The sequence below is a fragment of the Maricaulis sp. genome (assembly GCF_034670125.1).
In the GTDB taxonomy this organism is placed as follows: Bacteria; Pseudomonadota; Alphaproteobacteria; order Caulobacterales; family Maricaulaceae; genus Maricaulis.
This window is the reverse complement of the sequence record NZ_JAXMOC010000001.1, coordinates 711,427-731,589: the sequence shown is the minus strand read 5'-3', so window position 1 is coordinate 731,589 and position 20,163 is coordinate 711,427. Positions and strand designations below refer to the sequence as shown.

Below are 20,163 nucleotides of genomic sequence, written 5' to 3'. Positions count from 1 at the left end.
AATGAATGTGCTTGCAGGCCTGATCCGGAATGACCAGTCAAAGCGACTGATTTTCGCCGCCATAGTGATGATTGCGCTGGCAGCGGTCTTCTGGACCAGTTCGCGCTACCCGTCGCTGGACGAGAAGGCGATGATGAGCGGTGCCATCCAACTTGAAGACCCCCTCGGCTTCGAGGCCCTGATTGCCCTTGACCCGACCGCCAGCACGATCGAGCGGATTGGCGTATCGACCGTGAACTGGATCAATACCAACAAGAAAGGGATGACCTTTGGGTGGCTGTTCGGGGCCGCATTTCTCACAGTGCTGGGCTATTTCCGAAGGCGAAACTTCCGCAACGGCTTTGCCAATTCTGCCTATGGCCTGGTCATCGGCGCTCCGCTGGGCGTGTGCGTGAATTGCGCCGCACCGATTGCGCGCGGGCTTTTTCAGGGTGGCTCCCGGGCAGAAACAACGCTCTCCGCGATGATTGCCTCGCCGACCATGAACGTGGTCGTTCTGACGATGGCGTTCTCCTTGCTGCCATTCTACATCGCCGCCACCAAGGTAGCGTTGAGCCTGTTTGTCATTCTGGTCGGTGTTCCGTTGGTTTGCCGGCTGTTGCCGGCCGACCGCCTGCTACGCACAGTTCCCGCTGATCAATCAGGACCGCAGGCTCCGACCCTGCAGGAACCTCCTGTGGAAACTCTCGCTGCCTCAGCGCGCGGGTTCATCGCGGACTATGGTCGGAATTTCTGGTTCATTATTCGGGTGACGGCACCACTGATGCTGCTGGCCGGCTTTCTCGGCGCGGTTGCCGGTACGCTCATCTCGCCGGACCTCGTCAGTGGCCGGGAATTCGGGTTGCTGGGAGCTGTCGCCGCGGGGGTGGTCGGGACTTTCCTGCCCGTTCCGATCGGATTTGATGTTGTTGTTTCCGGCGCACTGCTCAATGGCGGAGTCGGCCACGGGTTTGTGATGGCACTGGTGTTCACGCTCGGAAGTTTCAGCGTGTATTCCTTCCTGATTGTCGGAACATCCGTCGGCTGGCGGGCCGGCACCCTTTTGGCGCTCATGGTCGCGACCCTGGGAATAGGCAGTGGCGTGGCAATCGACGCCTACCACACCTACCAGACCCGCCGCGCGATCGAGCTGTTGACGTCGGAAGACCAGATCGGGTTGCAGCTCGGACCTTCAAGCCAAGGCCTCGGGATTGGTCTGTCCCTGCAACCCGCGGCGTCAGCACAGGCGGACCCGTCGGCGGATTCCATCACGGTCGAACGGCGTCCCTATGTCGAGCGGGCACAAGGAAGCACCCCCTTTACGCGCGTCGAGGCGTGGCATCTGGGGATCGACCAGCCGATCGAGTTCTCCTTTTCCGACATGTGGCCTCCGTTCTGGGAAGGCCGCAGCGTCGCCAGCGGTGACCTTGACGGGGATGATCTGCCGGATCTGGTGTTCGCATCCACACGGGTCGGGCTTTACATCTATCACAATGATGGCGACGGCGGTTTTACCGGCGGCGCCATGGAGGATGAACGTCTGGCGTCGCTCCCGGTCTTCAACGCCATCATCGTCGATATCGACAATGACGGCTGGCGAGACGTTTTCCTGACCACCTACCGCGAGGGAAATTTCATCCTGCCGAACACCAACGGGCAGCTTGACCCCGCCGGCCTGAGGCCGGTCGCCAACCGGCCCGATGCGGTCTTGACCCTGGCTGCGAGTTTCGGGGATGCCGATAGCGATGGTGATCTTGATGTTGCGCTCGGCAACTGGGCTGCTGGCTGGTACCGGCGTATCCCCGGGGAAGAATCCCGCAATCGCATCGTGTTCAACGACGACGGCCAGTTGAGCGGTGACGACTACCTCGACCTCCCCGGCATTCCGGGTGAAACGCTGTCCATTCTCATGAGCGATATCGACAGCGACGGGGATCCGGATCTGATCGTCGGCAATGATTTCGAGGTCCCGGACTACGTCCATATTGGCGACGGCGCGGGCGGCTTTTCCACGGTCACCCACCAGGACGATCTTATACCCATGACCACCAACACTACGATGTCGGTCTCGTCGTTCGATGTTGCGAACAACGGTCAGATGGCATTGTACTTCGCCCAGATCGCCGGCCGGGCGGAGGGCGTTTCAGATCGATTGCGGATGCAGCCCATCCGGCTTTACTGCAACGGCATGGAGCGGGACACAGACCGGGCGGTCTGCGAGCAAAACATGGCGATCAAGGCTTGGTACCGACCGGGCAACAGCCTCGACCCGTCCAATGCACGCCGGTGCTCAGGCTTTGAGGAGCCATACAGGTCAGAGTGCCGCGGCATGATGATCAAGGATCTGGCCATTCAGAACGATAATGCCGACATGTGCGATCTGATTCCGGTCAATCAACCCAGAATTCGCGCCTATTGCGACATGCACTTCCGGCCCGCCCGACCCATGTCCCGTGAAGAACAGGCGGCCGCGCTGCCCCAGATCATGTCGCGCAATGTCCTGCTTGAACCTGACAATTCGGGTTCGTATCTGGAAACGGCCCAGGCCCGCGGTGTGGAAATTGGCGGTTGGAGCTGGGACGTTTCGGTTGGGGACTTCGACAACAATGGCTGGCAGGACCTCTACATCGTCAACGGCACCTGGGTCCCGAATGAGGTCTCGCCATCCAATATCCTGTTGAGCCATACCGGCGGGGACAGGTTTGAAGAGGCTACCGAACAGTGGGGCATGACGGATTTTGCCCTGACTGCAGCTGCGAGCGTGCTCGATTTGGACGGTGACGGCGATCTCGACATCATCACGGTGCCGGTCAACGCGCCGGTGACAGCCTTCATCAACAATGCCGGTGGCAATTCGATCAGTGTTCAGCTGGAAGACCATGTCGGCAATCGGGATGGCGTTGGTGCGCGTGTTGAGATCATCGACCCAGCCTTGCCGACGGGTTTGCAATCTCGTGAAGTCCAGCTGGGCGGCGGCTTCATGTCGTTCGACCCGACAACAGTGCATTTCGGTTTGGGGCCCATCAGTTCGATCGATCGACTGCGAGTGCGCTGGCCAGACGGCGAAGTATCGGACATTGATGGCCCGATTACAGCGTCAGCGACCTATCTGGTTCGGCGCCTCGCGCGTGAAGGAGTTGCGGAATGAGTCGTCGGTATTTGCTGGGTGCGGTGGGGGCAGTGGCTCTGGCACTCTCGATCGTGGGCGGTGTCACGCTGTTTGATAACCGTTCGGGCACGCGCCTTTCGGAGGCCGACATCGAGGCGCGCATGGCCGACGCTACCGACGCATTCGGGCAGGCCCGCTATCAGGAGGTTGCAGAAATCCTGGCCGAACTGGCGACCGCGGAAGTTCCGCTGGCGCAATACCGACTCGGCATGATGCACCAACAGGGGCTGGGGGTTCCGCACGACACCAGCCGGGCGATTGAATTGCTCGACGCCGCCGCGGCGCAGGGCATGACCGACGCTCGCGATGCCTTGGTGCAGATATTGATCGAGGCCGCCGAGACATCCGACAGCCTCGAGGACGGCGTGCCCTATTACGAGCACGCCGCATCGGTCGGGGATGTGCAGGCAAAAGCCGTCTTGGGGTCTTACTACTTCAGTGGACAGGTTCTGCCGCAGGACCTGGGCCGCGGCCTGACATTGCTGCGCGAAGCCGCGGAAGGTGGCGACGTGCGCGCCCAGTCGAACCTGGGCTACGCCTATCGGACGGGTACAGGGGTGGCCCGTGACGATTCTGTTGCGTTCCGCTGGTATCTGGAAGCCGCCGAAGCCGGCATGGTCCGCGCGCAAGCAGCTGTTGGCCTCCTTTATGAGGAGGGAGCAGGAACCGAGCGCAACCTTTCCGAGGCTGTGCGCTGGTATCTCAATGCCTACGAAGCCGGCGCGCCCGGTGTTGCCGTTCGCTTGGGCCGGCTTGTTGCTTCGGATGAAATACAGGCGGGAAACCACAATGAAGCCGCCGATTGGGTGACAACGGCCGCCCGGGCGGGTGACACGGCGTCTATTGACTGGATCCAACGCCAGTCGGAAGCCGGAGATGTTGCGGCGCTGTATGCCCTCGCAACCATGTATGATGTTGGCGAGGGTGTGCCGCAAAACTCGCGGCTGGCGGCCGAAAGCTATCGCCGGGCGGCAGAACGCGGGTCGCCACCCGCCCAACTGGTCATGGCACGTCGCATGGCTGCTGGCGAGAATGGTGACCCGGATTATGTCATGGCCCACGTCTGGGCGAATCTGGCCGCTGCCAATGGTGTGGAGGGGGCCGCCGCAGAGCGCGACGTTTTCGCGCAATTCCTGTCGCCGTCAGAGCTGACCAATGCGCAGGACCTTGCCGCCAGCTGGCGGCCGGTGGAATAGGTCCGACATGGCGACCAAACCCCCAAGCGGACTAGCCTGCCGAATGGTACTCATCGGCACTTTGACTGCGCTTCTCGTTGCGCCGGGTGCGCACCCGCAAGCGGAATCTGGTTTGCCCGGCGTTGAGGCCGCGCTCGACAGGCAGGCCTATCAGTCCGCGCTGGAACAGGTTCGCCCGCTTGTCGCGGACGGCAACCCGGACGCGATGGCGGTGCTGGCGCACATGTTCCGTCACGGCCTGGGCGTCCCGCAAAATTATACGCGTGCCTACGAACTGGACAGGGACGCCGCGCAAGCCGGCGTTGCCCGCTCGCAGAATGCTCTCGGGCACGCCCTGTGGGCCGGGTTCGGTACCGCGCAAGATACCGACACTGCGTTGTTCTGGTTCGAGCAGGCCGCGCAATCGGGAGCGCCCGAGTTCCAGTTCGATTTGGCCGCGGCCCTTGCCGACCGTCCGCAACCGGACCTCGAGGCAGCTGCACGGTGGTATTCCGCGGCCGCGGCACAGGGAAATGCGCAGGCCCAAGCCAATCTCGGCCTTCTTTACCTGCAGGGCAACGGAGTTGAGACCAACGAGGGGGAGGCCGTACGCCTTTTTCGCGAAGCCGCTGAAGCGGGAAATGCCCAAGCCCAGAATAATCTCGGCCTGCTGAGAGTCCGCGGCGTTGGTGTCGAGCAGGATTACGAGGAAGCAGCCCGCTGGTTTGGTCTGGCCGCCGAACAGGGCTTGGCCGAGGCGATGAGAAATCTCTCGATCCTACATGAATCCGGCTTTGGCATGCCGGTTGACGAAGAGGCCGCCAGGGCCCTTCTCAGCCGCGCCAGGGCGATTGAGGTCGGGAATGTTGCCAATCTCATCGAGCAACTCGGCGTGCCATTCGACGATCGATTGATCGTGCCGGATTGGAATCGGCCAATGGATCCGGCTGAGAACGCCGCAGCCGAGGCGGGTGAGACAGTCGCGCTTTATCGGACAGCGTTTCGATATCTTGGCGGACTGGGTGTTCGACAGGATACGGGTCTGGGGCTCGCGCGTCTGCGTCAGGCAGCGCTACAGGGATCCGGGGCAGCCGCGCTCAATCTCTGCCTGCTGTACGCGAGAGGGTCCGGCGTTCCCCAGAGCTATCGGACAGCCCTGGTCTGGTGCAGCGTTGCCTCCTATCGCGGCCAGACGCGGGCAATGCTGCTGCGCGATCGGCTAATTCTCGCACTTCCGCCTGATGTGGTCGCCGCAGCCCAGTCTGAAGTCCCCGACTTGCTGGCCACAATCGGCACCGGAAACCCGGAATAATGGCAAAAAACAGAACATTGCCAATTGCGCAGCATTGTGCCGCAACCGGCTTGTGTATATGATTCCCAACCAAATGAGGGGTGCTCGATGCGAGTCCGAAATTTGATCACACTGATGGTGGCAGCCATCTGGTTGGCACTGCCATCCGGGGTGGCAATTCCGCAAGCAGATGATGTGCCTTCCTCGGCGTCGATATCGGTTCGCTTGGCCGGAACCCGTCTGTATTTCGAGGGTGAGCCGAGTTTCTTCAACTACTCGGTTCGCGTAACCGGACCGAATGGTTATGTCGGCGAAGTTTTTTCGGCGCGTCGCGCGCCCAGCTTCCGGCTCAGTGACCACGGTGCCGTCGATGACGGCGTATATCGCTATGAAGTTACGGCGGCGACGGGCGATGTGGTCCAGCATTCCTCGCCACACTCGCGTCGTGCCAATGGTCGCGAGGCAAGCGCACAGGTGCCTCGTATCGGCATTGCATCCGACGGCAGTTTCCGCGTCGTCAACGGACAAATTTTCGCCTCGTCCGAGGCGGAGTCAGAAACCTGAATATTGCCGCAATGGGGGGCATTCTCGTGAAGCAGCTTCGTACCATAGCCAGTTCGCTGGCACTTACTCTCGGGCTCTCGGTGGGGTTGCCGGGGGCGACTTCAGCTGACGTCCAGCACCTGGATGATGTCATCATTTCATTCAGCCTGTGCGTCGGCAATGACTGCGTCAATGGCGAGAGTTTTGGGTTCGATACGCTGCGCCTGAAGGAAAACAATCTTCGCATACATTTCAACGACACCAGTAGTTCAGCGAGTTTCCCGACACGTGACTGGCGGATCGTGATCAACGACTCGTCCAATGGCGGATCCAACTATTTCGCGATTGAGGACACCGACGCTGGTCGCCAGGTGTTCCGTATCGACGCCGATGCGCCGGCGAGTTCTCTTTACGTCGACAGTAGTGGTGAAATTGGCGTCGGGACGTCGACCCCGGTCACGCAAATTCATGTCGTCGACGGCAATACGCCCACCTTGCGCCTTGATCAGAACGGGTCCAGCGGCTTTACGCCACAGGTATTCGATCTCGCTGCCAATGAATCCAACTTCTTCATTCGCGACGTTACCAACGGAAGCCAGCTTCCCTTGCGGATCCAGCCCGGCGCGGACACCAACGCATTGTACATCGCGTCCAACAACCACATCGGCATGGGCACTGCGAGCCCCGACGATAACATTCACATCGTTGACTCATCTGATGGGTTCTTTGGCGTGACGCTGGACGATACCGGTGCGACCGGTGGGACCGGTTCCTGGCGCATGGTCCATGGCGGCCACGACACGACTTTCCGGATTTCGCGGGCGGGCAGCGGCCTGTCCGAACTCATCCTCTACGAGGGTGGGGATCTGAAAATTGGTGGCACGCTGACGACCGATGGCAGCTGCAGCGTCGGCTGTGACGCGGTTTTCGAGGAAAGCTATGCACTGCCATCAATTGATGATCATGCTGAATACATGTGGGCCAATCGCCACCTGCCGAATGTCGGTCCTACGGCTGAGCAGGGTCCGATGAACATCTCCGAGAAAATTGGCGGCATGCTCAACGAGCTCGAGACAGCCCATATCTATATCGAGCAGCTTCACCGCGAGCAGCAGGCCGCACAGACTCAGATTGCTCATTTCGAGGAGCGCCTGTCCCGCCTCGAGCAGAACTGACGGTCTCTGACCTCGACCCCATTGCAGGGCAGGCCCATCCTATTGAGGGGCCTGCCCATTTTTTTGGTCCGGTTGGCCCGCTGGCAAGGACGAAGACCCGAGAACTGGTCCGGCACTCAACCACATTAGGCCCAAAGCATCGTATCAACCGGCAAGCGGCTGCCATGCGCCCCAGGGGCGTTACCTTGCTACCAGGCAGATCGAAGCGATGACCATCCCACTTCAGCACTCCATCCGCGCTCGCCTGAATGGCATCAGCAAGACCCACCTGATCTTCCTGATCGGGCTCCTGCCATCGGTGGCGATGGTGTTGACCGTGCTTGGGCTTCTTCATCGCGGGGTCGAGTTCAGCGACACCGGATTCTACTACAACTCGATTTTCAATCTCGACGAGATTGACATGCAGACCACTCAGTTTGGCGTTGTCTGGCAATTCCTTTCGTTTAGCGACTCCTTCCTTCTCCATCGCATTGCGGTCTTCGTCCTGATTTGGGCGGGCGCCTATTTTCTTGTCCGTCAAACTCATGAGTTCTGTGTCGATGCCAGTTCTGACTGGGTGGTGGAAACACGACACGCATTTCTGGCGGGCTTGGCCGTAACGCCATTCTACAGGAACTGGGTTCCCGACCCCTCCTACAATGCGCTCGGCTACATTCTGCTGCTATTCATGGGCGCCCTGGCCCTGCGGGTTGCCGTTCGACTGAGCCAGTCTCACAACAACTGTCGCGCGGAAATGATGACGGTCGGAGCGCTGCTCATACCCCTTTTCCTGACCCGGCCACTCGCGCCTCTGATTGTCGCGATTGTGGCTGTTCCGCTTGTTCTTGTTACCGCCCGCCCGCGTCTGGGCCAGTTGGCAAAGGCTGCTGGCTGGCTGCTGGTCGGAGTTGTCGGCTACCTCGCCTATCAAACGCTGGCAGTGGAGCCGCCTTGGACGACGCTGGACCGCATCGGCGGCGGGCTGGAGCGACGCGCCCTGCTCGAGCGCGACGGGGCCCTGGCTCGTGGTCTGGAACGGTTTTTTGAAGATTTCTCAAAGTACGGCGCGCGGGATTGGGCAACCTACCTCCCGCTGTCGGCGTTTGCGACACTGGTACTTGTCCGCAGGCAATTGCCGTCCCGCTTCTGGCAGGCAGCGGACTGGGCCCGCGTCACTCTCCTGGCTGTCGTGGCGGCCAGTTTGGCATTCGGCGCCTCAGGGCTCGATGCAGTTTTCGGTCAGGCTTGGCTGCAATCCGTTGATTTTGGGGCCATGAGCTTCACGATCCTGATCAGTACCGCCTCGGCCTTGGTGATAACGCCTGCGATCGCAGTATTGAGCCGCGCGCCAGTCGGGCTCTGGATCAAGGACTGGGCGGCCTTGTTGATGATGCTCACGCTTTGTGTGGCTGCCTTCTTCGGCACCGGCAGCAACTGGTTGGTCAAATTCCAGTTTTTCTCAGGCACATTGATCGTCCTGTTTGGCATCTTCCTGATGGCTGAAAGGACCGGCACGTTCTGGAAAACAACAGCCATCTTTCTGGTCCTGTCTTATGCCTATGTGTTCGTCTCGATGAAGCACGCCTACCAACTGCCATATCGCCTGCCATCCGACCTCTCGACGCAGCGCGAACCGGTTGAGGCCGTTCGGGGAATGGCGTTCATGCGCGTCGACCCTTCCACTCGGTCCTTCATGGAAGACATCGCCTCTTTGCAATCGCGCCTCCCTGAGACAGGTCCCAATCCGGCCTTGATCGACCTGTCCGGCCGATTGCCCATGGTAGCGTTTCTGCTGGACCTTTCGACGCCGCGAACGCCGTGGGCCCTGTCAGGTTATTCCGGCTCGCAGGCGCTGTTTGATCATACGATCGCAAGTCTGGACGAGGAGACCGTCCGCAACGCCTGGATTCTCGAAAGCCCTGCCCGGGAGAACTCCCACGACCCTGCCGTTCTGGCTCGCCACGGCATTGCGTTCCCGGATGACTACGACCCCGTCCTCGAGACCTGGTCAGACTATGTCCAATCTCCCATCATCATCTGGATTCCCCGCCACGCCCTGCGCGCGGTGGCGAACGAGACAGGACCATCCGAGCCGGATCAATGAGATTGGAGGCGCGGATGCCGACCTGATCAGCAATCAGGGTGCTGACCCAAACTTTGGCAAAGTATCCAGCCATTGACGGACGCCCGCTGGCCCAACGTTCGCGATATAGTCCAACATCGACATGTGGGATTGAAAATCAGCCCCGTGCTGCTTGTAAGTGGGATGGATGAAATTCTGGAACGTTACCGCAACGCCATTCTGTCCGAGGAATTGCGTGTCCACATAGGCTATGCCCTTGGCCCCAAGATACAGATCCGTGGCGGCATGGGCTTTCGCGATCTCCAGCAAGCGGCCAGTCAGGTCAGCGTCCGGAGCGCGGGGAATATCGCTCGCGCGACTGAACGTACCGGCAATCGAGAGGTGACCGGCGAGCTGCTCTATCAACGGGATGGTCAGGTCAGTCAGCCGGTCTGGCCGCGCGTCAAATGCCGATTCCAACATGGCAATGACGGGATCGATATAGGGTGATGATGAGTAGGCCTGCCTGACCGTCAGAATCTGCTTTCGTGCCCAGTTTCGACCGTAGTCTATTCGGGTCTCGTGCAAGCGCGTGCTCAACCCATCCCGTTTCACGGGAACGATCAACCAGGTCGGCCCTGACTTGGTGCAGATCCTGTTGCGGTTTCTCCAGTCATTCTTGGTGTACTGAACATCATCCTGGAAAACAAAATGATCAACATAATCAATTTGTTCAAAGTAGCCGATCCAGGGCAGATAGACTGGTTGGAGAATACCGATGCACCGGCCACGCCGCATACCGTCCTCCGGCCTCGCCACTAGCGGCTCTCCTTGCCTGACCGGTTGTCAGAATACTCAACACCATCAATGTCACGAATGAAGTAGGCCGGCTTCTTGGCCGAAACATTGAGTATCCGCAGCAGATACTGACCTATGATGCTCATTGCTCCGAGTTGTAGCCCCCCGATCATCAAGACCGCGACCATCAGCGAGGACCAGCCCACCTCCACCTGAACGCCGGCCAGCTTCCGCACGATGATGAATGCCGCCAGTGAAAGGCTGGCGAACATGATGAGAAAGCCCACAACACCCAACCACCGCAACAACAGGTTGGAGTTGCCGACCAGCAGGTTCGAGAACTGGCGCAACCGGCGCGAGAAAGTGTATCGGGATTGCGGGTATGCGCTCTCGTGGTGTTCGACATCCACCGCCACAATATCGGTCGTCACCTGCTGGATAAGCGCGGGTATGAAGGGCCGATCGCTCGAGTTAAGCAACATCCCTTCAACAACCCGTCGCCGGAGGAGCTTCATGGGCGAAATCGGGAACTCATAGCCAAGAATAACGCGGTCGAACTGCGCCTTGATACGGCTCGTCACGCGCTGCATGAGGTCATGTTTTTTGTTCCGGTAGCGCGCGATGATCACATCATGCCCATTGTGCACTGCCAGCTTCTCGAGATCTTCGGGCGCCTGCTGCAGATCATCATCGAGTGTCAGGACCCGGTCGCCCCGGCTTTGGTTGAGGCCACACATTACGGCGCCGGGCTTGCCGTAATTGCGGGTCAGGCGAATGACAGTTACAGCCTCTCGCTCGCCGACCGATTTGAGCGTGGCCGGCGCCTCGGGACTGGGCGATCCGTCATCCACAATGACAATCTCGTACCGTCCGACGTTCATTTTCGTGAATGTCCGCTCCAACCGCTCGATCAGCTCGATCAGCGGCGGCCCCGGATTATAGGTTGGAATGATGACCGAATAGTCGAAACCGCCCTGCTCGGTCATGAGCGGACTGCCGGCGGCTCGATGATGCGGGAAATCAACGCGAGTCGACGTTCCCGCCGCTTCACTTCATCATCCGACATGGGACGCTCGGAACGCCCTGGCGACAAGCGTTCCTCAAGACTGGCAAGCATCCGCTCCTGCTCCTCCGCTCCCATGGAATCGACATCATTTTGAGCCGTGTATCCAAAGCGTTTCATGAGCGTGGCGCACTTCAACTCGATATACAGGACGTCATCCGCAGTCAGGACCGAGCCGTAATTGCCCGAGTTCCCACTCATCACGGGTCGACCCAGGTTGGACCACGCATCAACTTGTTTGGCGGTCTTGGCCGTTCTCGGATTCTGGTGTGCGCAGAGCATGCCGGCATCGAAATCCACCCCGAGATTGTGACAGACCCCGCTCAGGACCTCGGTGGGCCGCTGAATCAGGTCTTCATAGCGGATCTGCACCGTCCGTGCCGACAGTTGCGGGTCACAAAGAAGGTCTAATGTCTCGCTTTGGTCAGCGCACCACACCGATACCGCCTTGGCCACTCCGCCCGGCACACTGCTGGTCTTGACCCAGCTCGCAGCCACATCGCGAGGGTCCCGGACCTGGAACACAAACCGGGCCCCGGGCCAATGATCCAGCAAGAAGGGTACGAATCTATAGGTGTGGTTCTCTTTCACAAAAGCCCGACTGGCACCTTCAGATGCGCACTCGCGTCGATACATGAAGTCAAATGCTGATGCCATGCTCTGTGATTGACCACAAACGCCCTCAAGCTCTTCAAGCGAAAAACTTGTGTTCCAGTCACCAAGTATGGTGGCTCGGGCGGCGTGGAAATCAGCCAGAAAACGACGACGAGCCGCATGATCAAATGGCAGATAATGACCGCTATTGAGGCCGAATAGCCGGAACATGTGTGTCGGCGGTGGCCCGGAAAATTGCGGATGCCCACTCATCAATGACGTGATCAGGTTGCTGCCGGACCGCTCGCTGCAAATCAGAAAGGTGTATTGCATGCCTCACCCTATCCCGATGCTGCGTGCGCCAGGTGCGCCACGACAATTTCTGACACGCGGGTCGCTTGATCCAAGGAAAAGTTTTTATCATTGAACAAGTTGATGGTCGAGCACTGGACCGCATGGGCGACGGGGCACTGCCCGGAGTCCAGGTGGCTGCGAAATGAGCGGAAATGCGCGGATGCAAACAATCCGGCGTCGAAAATCCGCTCCAACAGCCGATCCCTGTTCGGCACCCGGAGATTATACCGCCACAGATGGTCGGCGCCCGCCAGGACGAATTCCGCAGGCAAGGTCGATCGGTAGACTTCGTTGAGTCGGCTTTTGTGAGCCAGCACTGCGGGTAACTCCCGCTCAATCGCGTGTCGCAAAGCCGGCCAGTCCGGTCCCTCTGCGGTCGGTAGCCAGCTTGCCAGCCAATCCGCAATGCGGTTCTCCACCGCGACTTCCTGATCCAGGCCGGGATCGATCCTTGTCCGGAGTGCGTCAATCAGGCCGGCCTCGGCGGCCGGATCGAACACCCCCTCAACCGGAAGAAGCGCGAGACCATCGCTCACAAGGGCATAGCCACCTGCACCAAGATCCAGGACCTTGCCATGGCCAGTGCTGTAAACGACTGCGTCCGCACAGCCCAAACCCTCCATTTCTGGATCAATGGACGGCGGACAAAGGCAACGGTCATCAATGACCACAAGCTCCGGTCCCGCCGCATTGCGCAACCGCCGTATATCCGTGGCCGCCGAATGCGAAGCACCGTAGCCATGAATGTAGATCAACCCGGCATAGGATCGATCGCCGCCCAGCGCCTCAATGGCCTGGTCGACATCCAGACAGAAATTTTCCTCACGGATATCAACGACATCAAAGCTAGCACCGGCACTCATAAGACTGAGATATACCGCGTCACATGCATTTGCCGGCACCAGCCAATGGCGACAGTCGGGGCGGCGGGCTGCCTGGCCTGCAACGATGGAGTGTATCAACCGCGACGCTCTCGGCGCTGTAACCATCCGGACCGTCATTGACCGCTCCCCGCCGCCCGCAAGCGGGCGAAGGCCCGCTCGAAGATGAAAGCCTCCCGCATGAATTTCCCGTCCGGGCGGTCGATCGCTTCGAGCCGCGCCAGCTCGTCATCACGATGACGGTCGCACCATGCATAGAACGACAACTCGGGACGACCGACTGCCGTGTCTGGACATCCCCGTTTCACAATTGTGGACCGCTCGGCCGGGCTCATCGTCGTCCCGTACCCGAACGCGCTCATTTCCGCGGCACAGAGCGCCTCGATAAAGGCACTGGTCTCCGGCGCGAGGTGATCCTTGTACCGGCCTATCGGTTGCACCGGGCTTGCATCGCCAGAATCAAAAGAGGAATTGCGCGGCGTGTTGTCCGCCGACCTGATCGCATCTGCATCCGGAGCGATTTCCGGCGGCAGGTGATCGCAAAGCGTGGAAACAGGGGCCTCGACCAAGTCCTCGTAACGCACCATGTAGAAACCGGGACAGTCTTTCAGGGCCAACGCATAAAGGGCAGACTTGCGCCACTGTCGACACATGAACAATAGCGGCCTCGGGTCGCCGGCAAACTGCTCGCCCCTCCCGCCCGTTTGCGACGCAATACTGTCTCGCGGATCGCGCAGGATCAGGACGCAAGAATGTCCGGCTTGCAGAATTGCTGGCACAAATTCTTCGGCAAACGTCTCTTTCCAGACGATCGCCGTGGCCCCTCCGGGCTCCGTGTAGTTCGCGTCGAGATACCGACACAACGCGCCGATGGGGACCTGTCTCAACAGGGCTCCAAGACCGGCCAGAGGCGTTGCGGGTCGAGTATACTGGCCGGAGTAACCAACCATCGATGTCAACCAGCTTTCCCAATCGTCGCGGCTCGGGCGTGCCGCCCCGAGAAAGCCCGTGAACTCATCCGGCGGCGTATAAGTGCCGAATTGCTGGTCCGACAGCGGATAGGTTGCCAGCAGGTCCGGCGCGCCACGCTGGGCAAGGAAAGACCGCTTCAGACCGGTCAAAAGCAGGGGCGCGGGTTGCGAGACACAGCGGCGTCCCGGACCCTTCGCCAGACGCGCCGCCAACAATCCTGTGCCGGACCGGGGAGCTCCGGTCACGAAGGTGAGTTCGGTCATGTCAGGGTTTCCCGGCAATCTGCGGAGGCCAAACCCGCTCGGCGGCCGCCAAGGCGCCCCACGCGGTGACGCAGGTCAACGCGGTCACGAGGCGGGCCAGAACGGAAATGGAGATCGCCGACGGCGCATCGACCCCGAATCCGGCCAGCAAACCAGCCACGACGGCTTCGCGAACGCCCACTGTCGTCCCCACCACCGGAACAATGGTCACGATCAGAGCCAGCCCACCGATCAGAAGCGCAACATCGAGGTTGAGTGAGGTGCCGACAGATTTTGCGGCGACCCAAAGCAGGGCGGCGCGCGCGATTGCCGTTCCCAATCCCAACACGACCGCCATGACCAACCGGTGCCGTGGCGTCGCCGTGACCGCCAAAACGGTATTGCGCAGGAATTGTTGAAATTGTCGGGCAAGCGTTGTTTTGCGCAGAAGCATGAAGCTGGCGGCAGCGACGACAGCCAGACTGCCGCCAATGGCCAGGACCCCGACAGCCCCCTCCAGTCCCAGTGTCAATCCGACACCGCCGTGGCCGGGCGCCAGAAGCAGGGCGGCGATACCGGTCAGGCCCAAGGTCGCGAACAGACCGATCACGCGCGATAGCAGGACAGCCGAGACGGCGCCGCTCAGGCCAAGTCCCATCTTTGATGCCGCGTGCCCCCGGTAGGCGTCACCGCCGAACCAACCCGACGGCAGGAGGGAAATGGCACCTGCGGCGCATGTGATCTTGGCCACCGAGCGCCACATGCCAACGGGCAGCGTGCTCAGACATACCAGTCGGGCGGCCTCGGTCGACTGGATCACAACAACAGACAACGAAGCCCAGACAAGCCAAGACGGGTCGGAGGCATTCAACACCGCGACCCACCGGTCCAGCGGAACCAGCCACAGGCCGCCTGCGACCAGAACCAGGATCAGCACTGGCGCGGTGTATCTCAACTCCACCCCCTCTAGGACTGAGCCCAGCCCTGTAACAATCCGCACGAACCGGTCCGGCATGCCAACCGTCCCAATTTCACCCGGATCGCGGACACCGGTTGGCGCGCCGCGCGTTATTGGCTAGTGAATCAGGATCGGCTCCGTTGTGTCCACCGAACGACAAGGCAGGACGACCGGCTAACCAAGGCGGACTTCCTACCATGCCATCACCGGATGACAATCTCGTCTCTGTCCCGTTTTGCAAACCCGATTATTCGCCACTCGAAATGGCGCACCTGCAGGCCTCGGTGGATGAAGGCCGCCTGGAGGGCGGTGGCCGCTTCACCCGGGAATGCGAAGCCCGCATATCGGCCTTGTCCAAAAGCCTGGAAGCCTATGTCGTCCCGTCCTGCACCGCGGCGCTCGAGATGATGGCACTCATCACCGACATGAAGCCGGGGGACGAAGTCATCATGCCCTCATTCACTTTCGTCTCAACGGCCAATGCATTCGCCATCCGCGGCGTTGTCCCGGTGTTCGTCGATGTTGACCCGGTGACCCTGAACATCTGCCCGTTGAAGGCCGAAGCGGCGATCACAGACCGGACTCGCGCGATCATGGTCGTGCACTACGCGGGTGTCGCCTGCGACATGGATGCCCTTTGCGCCGTCGCCGACACCCATGGCATCGACATTCTGGAGGACGCGGCACAGGCCTTGGGGGCCCGCTGGATGGGCCAACCTCTCGGGAGCTTCGGACGCCTCGCCGGGATCAGCTTTCATCATACGAAGAACATCTCCTGTGGCGAAGGTGGCGCACTTCTTGTCAATCAGGAGGAGGATCGACGAAAGGCGGAATTCATTCGAGACAAGGGGACCAATCGCGCCGACTTCCTTCGGGGACAGGAAAGCAAGTATGAATGGTTGGTCCTGGGGTCCTCATATCTGCTCAGCGAACTGGCCTCGGCTGTCCTGCTCGGGCAAGTGGAGCGGATCGATGACCTTACGATCAAGCGCATGAGGCTGTGGTCGCGATACCACGACGTCTTCTCAGGCGTCTCCGGTGTGACCGCGCCGCAGATTCCGGCCAAGGCCGAACACAACGCCCATATCTATCACCTGCGTCTGCCCACGCATCAGCTGCGCGACGGCTTCTGCGAGGCGATGAAAAAATGCGGTATCGTGGCTGCCCCGCATTATGTTCCCCTGCACCTGACCCCCGGAGGCAGGCTCTACGGACGGGCGCATGGCGAACTCGACGTGACGTGCAACGCCGCTCGAACCTTGGTGAGACTGCCCCTGTTCAGCGCCATGTCCGATGCTCAACAAGCGCACGTGATCGACACAGCCCGCGACTTCTTGATCGCCAACGGCCTCACGTCCGGCCCCGAATAAACAAACGGTCCGGGCCCTTTTTGACCCCTGGCCCGGTTGATCCCGACGACATCGCGACCGGTTGATTGCAACCCGCTCGTTCGTGACAGGCGGGCACCCGAACGCCGAACGGCGGCGCAACAAAGCGGCCGTTTCTCGATTTTATCGATTTAATACAGCAGGATATGTGTCGGTGACGCCAGGCAAACGCCAACCAGCCTCCGAATTCGACCACCGACCTCGATTCAGGCGGCGAGTTGGCGCCATTCGGCCGGGGCCCGGGCGCGGTTCTCCTTGAAATTTTCGCGGCGGCAAAAATGGCGTTCGGGATTGAGCTGGTTGTGAACTGAGGTTTGGACCGCGGCAAACTTTAGAAGGCTTCGCATAGACCTGAACCGCGTCATGACTTTCTCTCGCCGCCTGAGCGGCTGATGCGAATTTTCGGCCGGATTGTTGAGCCACCTCCCGGTTGCGTGACGGCCGGCAATTCCGACATCACGAAACGCGGCCTTGTAGGACAGCAGTCTGTCGGTGACGACTTGGTCCGGCGCCCCATATCGCTTCGTCGTTCTGCGAAAAGAATCGCAGCGCCGCCACGCGATTCCGGCGTTTGGTGACATACGCCTCGAGAACTTCCCCTTCGTTGTCGACGGCGCGCCAGAAGTAGTGGAGTTCTCCATTGATGCGCTCGAAAACCTCGTCGAGATGCCACGCCCAGTTCGAGTAGTTCGTGTTCTGGGCGCGGCGTTTTCGGATCTCACCAGCGAATAGTGGTCCGAACGGGTTCCACCAGAACCGCACCATCACGTGCGTGATGCCGCTGCCGCGTTCGTGCAGCAGGTCCTCCACGTTTCGAAGCGTCAGCGGGAAACGGATATACATCGTCACCGCAAGGCGGATGATCTCGCGAGAGGCCTTGATATATTTGAACGACCTACTGATCGAGCGACACGACGAAACCCGGACTCCACGCTCAAGCCAAAGTTCCTCTGACACTGCCGCGAAAACACCGAGGGAAATCCGCGGCGCCACTTTATCTAATTATTTCAGGAAGATATGTGGCGGAGAGAGAGGGATTCGAACCCTCGGAACGCTTGCGCGCTCAACGGTTTTCGAGACCGCCCCGATCGACCACTCCGGCACCTCTCCGCGGGGAAGCGGGGTTTTGACCGACTGGCGCAACAAAATCAAGGGGCGGATGCGGTGAACAATGCGACCGACCGGCGCAAAATTGGTTTTGCCAACCCGCATCGTCCCCACTAAGGTCGCGACAAACCAGAAAAATCAGGGGTTCGTGTTTGGTATGACCAGTTTTCACTTCAAGGCTTTCGCCTGCCTGCTCGGCGCTGCGACGCTCACCGCGGTCGCGGGCTGCGCAACCACATCTGACGATGAAGTGGCTCAAGCCCTTCCCGATCAGGGTGTCACAAGTGAAGGTGATCGTTTCACCTGTCGACGTATCCAGGTCACCGGCACACGGCAGCGCGAGCGCATCTGCTACACCGAGGCCGAGTGGGAGGCTTACCAGGAACGCGTCCGGCAGGGTGTGGACTCGGTGCGCGATGGAAATCGGGGCGAGGCTCGTCCGGATTCATTTACCGGTCCGGGCCAATAACGCGCATCTCAACCGGTTTGACTGATTGACTCCGAAGCGGGCATGCGTATAACGCCCGCTCCTGCTCGCGCGGCCAGCCGTCGCGGGCCCATAAATCACGAACAACGCTCCGGGCATACGGAGTGAAGAAAAAGGACCCGCCGGGCGTACAGGATCAGGGTGATCCCGCAGGCACCGGACGGATCGGACAAAAGGACAGAGAAGATCATGTTTGCAGTGATCAAGACCGGCGGTAAGCAATACCGCGTTGCCGCCGGCGACGAAATTCGCATCGAGAAACTCGAGGGCGCCGCCGGCGACACGCTCGACCTCGGTGATGTGCTGATGCTCGGCTCGGACGCCGGCGTCACGGTTGGCTCGCCGACCGTTGATGGCGCCCAGGTGATCGGCGAGCTGCTGGACACCAACCGCGCCCGCAAGATCATCGTCTTCAAGAAGCGCCGCCGTCAGAACTACCGCCGCACCAAGGGCCACCGCCAGTGGGGCACGGTTGTGCGGATCGCCGAGATCGTCGCACCGGGCGAGAAGGCCAAGACCGCGCTGAAGTCGACCACGGCTGCTCCGAAAGCCGCAGAAGCACCCAAGGCGAAAGCCAAGGCCGCTCCGAAAGCCGCTGCACCGAAAGCTGCCGCGCCGAAGGCTGAAAAGGCTCCGGCCAAGAAAGCAGCCGCGCCGAAAGCTGCAGCTGCCGACGCGCTGACCGAGCTGACGGGCGTCGGCCCGGCCCTGGCCACCAAGCTGAACGAAGCCGGCATCACCACGTTTGCGCAGATCGCAGCCTGGACCGATGCTGACCTGGACGCCCTGAGCGAGACCATCACCGGTCTCAAGGCCAAGGCAGAGAAAAACGACTGGATCAACGCCGCCAAGGCGCTGGCCAAGTAATCGGAGGACTGATCAATGGCTCACAAAAAAGCAGGCGGTTCATCCCGTAACGGTCGCGACTCCGCAGGTCGCCGCCTTGGTGTGAAGAAATATGGCGGCCAGGAAGTCATTCCCGGCAACATCATCGTGCGTCAGCGCGGCACCAAGGTGAACCCGGGCGCCAATGTCGGCATGGGCAAGGACCACACCCTCTTTGCGCTTACCGAAGGCCGCGTGGTCTTCGCGAAGAAGTCCGGCGGCAAGGCCTTCGTCTCGGTAGAGCCGATTGCCAAAGCGGCTGAATAAGCGGTTCGCACATATCCGGACCGTGTCTTGAACAGGCAGGTCCGGGAACGCCACACGCGTTAAAAGGGGAGACGGACCACCGCCTCCCCTTTTTCTTTGTTCCCCCCGCGAGGAGAGGCTCATGGGCCCGCGGATTGAGACAGAACGCCTGGTGATGCGGCTTCCCGAACTGGAAGACGCCGAGAACATCTCGACCTATCTGGGTGATTATGACGTGGCGAAGAACACCGCCCGCGTTCCCCACCCCTATCCGACGCTCGCCGCAGAAATGTGGGTCATCACAACACGCGCCAGCTGGCAACCGGGCAGCAATCTGTCGCTGTCAGTCGAAATGGACCGTGAAGTCATCGGTGGCGGCGGCGTGTTCAAACGCACATCCGATGCAGATTGGGAGATCGGGTACTGGATTGGAAAGCCGTGGTGGGGGCGCGGCCTCGCGACGGAACTTGGACAGGGGTTGGTCGATTATGCTCGTGACACCCTTGGCACGCGCCGTGTGATCGCCGGGTACTACACCGACAACCCGGCATCTGGGCGGGTGCTGGAGAAACTCGGCTTCTGCCACGAGGGCAAAGGCGTTCGCGCGTTTTCGATGGCCCGCATGGGACCGGCAGACATGCACCAATTGTCCTTGCAGCTCTAACGGCCATCAACGGAGGGCCTCCATCAATTCGCGTATCCTGGGGTCTGGTTTCCGGTCCGTACAGCCTGGTCTGACCGGCCACAAGCGGCGGCGGCACGCGCTTGGGCGTCCAGTCAGGCGAATTGAGGTAGCCGCCATGCGCGCTTACGGA

General features: G+C 60.6%; 17 protein-coding genes, 1 tRNA gene and 1 pseudogene. 11 read left to right on the top strand and 8 right to left on the bottom strand.

Going from position 1 to position 20,163, the window contains the following annotated elements; all coding sequences use genetic code 11:
- The first annotated feature begins 1 nt into the window (after position 1).
- From VOI18_RS03290 to VOI18_RS03265, 6 genes are all read left to right on the top strand, one after another.
- Positions 2 to 3,127 carry an FG-GAP-like repeat-containing protein gene (locus tag VOI18_RS03290; protein WP_323760979.1) on the top strand — a complete coding sequence of 1,042 codons (3,126 nt, stop codon included), beginning with the start codon at positions 2 to 4 and terminating at the stop codon, positions 3,125 to 3,127.
- Complete coding sequence (locus tag VOI18_RS03285; RefSeq protein ID WP_323760978.1) at positions 3,124 to 4,344, top strand: SEL1-like repeat protein; 1,221 nt, start codon at positions 3,124 to 3,126, stop codon at positions 4,342 to 4,344. The genes VOI18_RS03290 and VOI18_RS03285 overlap by 4 nt, the downstream gene beginning before the upstream one ends.
- A 112-nt stretch (positions 4,345 to 4,456) precedes the next feature.
- Positions 4,457 to 5,635, top strand: a complete 1,179-nt coding sequence (locus VOI18_RS03280) for a hypothetical protein (RefSeq protein WP_323760977.1) — start codon at positions 4,457 to 4,459, stop codon at positions 5,633 to 5,635.
- A gap of 87 nt (positions 5,636 to 5,722) precedes the next feature.
- The gene (locus VOI18_RS03275; protein ID WP_323760976.1) at positions 5,723 to 6,178 is read left to right on the top strand and encodes a hypothetical protein; all 456 of its coding nucleotides are present in this window, start codon (positions 5,723 to 5,725) and stop codon (positions 6,176 to 6,178) included.
- A gap of 26 nt (positions 6,179 to 6,204) precedes the next feature.
- The gene (locus tag VOI18_RS03270; protein WP_323760975.1) at positions 6,205 to 7,332 is read left to right on the top strand and encodes a hypothetical protein; all 1,128 of its coding nucleotides are present in this window, start codon (positions 6,205 to 6,207) and stop codon (positions 7,330 to 7,332) included.
- A 304-nt stretch (positions 7,333 to 7,636) separates the two neighbouring features.
- Positions 7,637 to 9,415, top strand: a complete 1,779-nt coding sequence (locus VOI18_RS03265) for a hypothetical protein (protein WP_323760974.1) — start codon at positions 7,637 to 7,639, stop codon at positions 9,413 to 9,415.
- Positions 9,416 to 9,448: 33 nt separating this feature from the next.
- Here the strand turns inward: VOI18_RS03265 and VOI18_RS03260 are convergent, their stop codons facing one another.
- The 6 genes from VOI18_RS03260 to VOI18_RS03235 are packed head-to-tail and all read right to left on the bottom strand — an operon-like array spanning position 9,449 to position 15,232.
- Positions 9,449 to 10,171 (bottom strand): WbqC family protein, encoded by a 723-nt coding sequence (locus tag VOI18_RS03260; protein ID WP_323760973.1) that lies wholly within the window; start codon positions 10,169 to 10,171, stop codon positions 9,449 to 9,451.
- Positions 10,172 to 10,191: 20 nt separating this feature from the next.
- Positions 10,192 to 11,157: a glycosyltransferase gene (locus VOI18_RS03255; RefSeq protein WP_323760972.1), complete on the bottom strand. Its 966-nt coding sequence runs from the start codon at positions 11,155 to 11,157 to the stop codon at positions 10,192 to 10,194.
- On the bottom strand, positions 11,154 to 12,161 hold the full coding sequence (locus tag VOI18_RS03250) for a sulfotransferase (protein ID WP_323760971.1): 1,008 nt from the start codon (positions 12,159 to 12,161) through the stop codon (positions 11,154 to 11,156). Before VOI18_RS03250 ends, VOI18_RS03255 begins: the two co-directional genes overlap by 4 nt.
- 8 nt (positions 12,162 to 12,169) lie before the next feature.
- Positions 12,170 to 13,183, bottom strand: a complete 1,014-nt coding sequence (locus VOI18_RS03245) for a hypothetical protein (RefSeq protein ID WP_323760970.1) — start codon at positions 13,181 to 13,183, stop codon at positions 12,170 to 12,172.
- On the bottom strand, positions 13,180 to 14,298 hold the full coding sequence (locus VOI18_RS03240; protein WP_323760969.1) for a hypothetical protein: 1,119 nt from the start codon (positions 14,296 to 14,298) through the stop codon (positions 13,180 to 13,182). The genes VOI18_RS03245 and VOI18_RS03240 overlap by 4 nt, the downstream gene beginning before the upstream one ends.
- 1 nt (position 14,299) lies before the next feature.
- Positions 14,300 to 15,232 (bottom strand): lysylphosphatidylglycerol synthase domain-containing protein, encoded by a 933-nt coding sequence (locus VOI18_RS03235; RefSeq protein WP_323760968.1) that lies wholly within the window; start codon positions 15,230 to 15,232, stop codon positions 14,300 to 14,302.
- A gap of 98 nt (positions 15,233 to 15,330) precedes the next feature.
- Between VOI18_RS03235 and rffA the strand changes: the two genes are divergently transcribed.
- Positions 15,331 to 16,605 (top strand): dTDP-4-amino-4,6-dideoxygalactose transaminase, encoded by a 1,275-nt coding sequence (rffA, locus tag VOI18_RS03230; RefSeq protein ID WP_323760967.1) that lies wholly within the window; start codon positions 15,331 to 15,333, stop codon positions 16,603 to 16,605.
- Between the two features lie 224 nt (positions 16,606 to 16,829).
- On the opposite strand, the pseudogene VOI18_RS15040 reads toward rffA, so the two are convergent.
- Together VOI18_RS15040 and VOI18_RS03215 are read right to left on the bottom strand one after the other, a co-directional pair.
- A pseudogene (locus VOI18_RS15040) lies at positions 16,830 to 17,466 on the bottom strand (IS6 family transposase).
- Positions 17,467 to 17,643: 177 nt separating this feature from the next.
- A tRNA-Ser gene (locus tag VOI18_RS03215) sits at positions 17,644 to 17,733 on the bottom strand.
- Positions 17,734 to 17,887: 154 nt separating this feature from the next.
- Between VOI18_RS03215 and VOI18_RS03210 the strand changes: the two genes are divergently transcribed.
- The 4 genes from VOI18_RS03210 to VOI18_RS03195 all read left to right on the top strand — a co-directional run bounded on the left by VOI18_RS03210 (position 17,888) and on the right by VOI18_RS03195 (position 20,012).
- A complete protein-coding gene (locus VOI18_RS03210) occupies positions 17,888 to 18,199 on the top strand; it encodes a hypothetical protein (protein ID WP_323760965.1) in 312 nt (103 codons plus the stop codon).
- 207 nt (positions 18,200 to 18,406) lie between these two features.
- On the top strand, positions 18,407 to 19,084 hold the full coding sequence (locus VOI18_RS03205) for a 50S ribosomal protein L21 (protein ID WP_323760964.1): 678 nt from the start codon (positions 18,407 to 18,409) through the stop codon (positions 19,082 to 19,084).
- 15 nt (positions 19,085 to 19,099) lie between these two features.
- Positions 19,100 to 19,369: a 50S ribosomal protein L27 gene (gene rpmA, locus VOI18_RS03200; RefSeq protein WP_011644711.1), complete on the top strand. Its 270-nt coding sequence runs from the start codon at positions 19,100 to 19,102 to the stop codon at positions 19,367 to 19,369.
- 121 nt (positions 19,370 to 19,490) lie between these two features.
- Positions 19,491 to 20,012 (top strand): GNAT family N-acetyltransferase, encoded by a 522-nt coding sequence (locus VOI18_RS03195; protein WP_323760963.1) that lies wholly within the window; start codon positions 19,491 to 19,493, stop codon positions 20,010 to 20,012.
- The last annotated feature ends 151 nt before the right edge of the window (positions 20,013 to 20,163 follow it).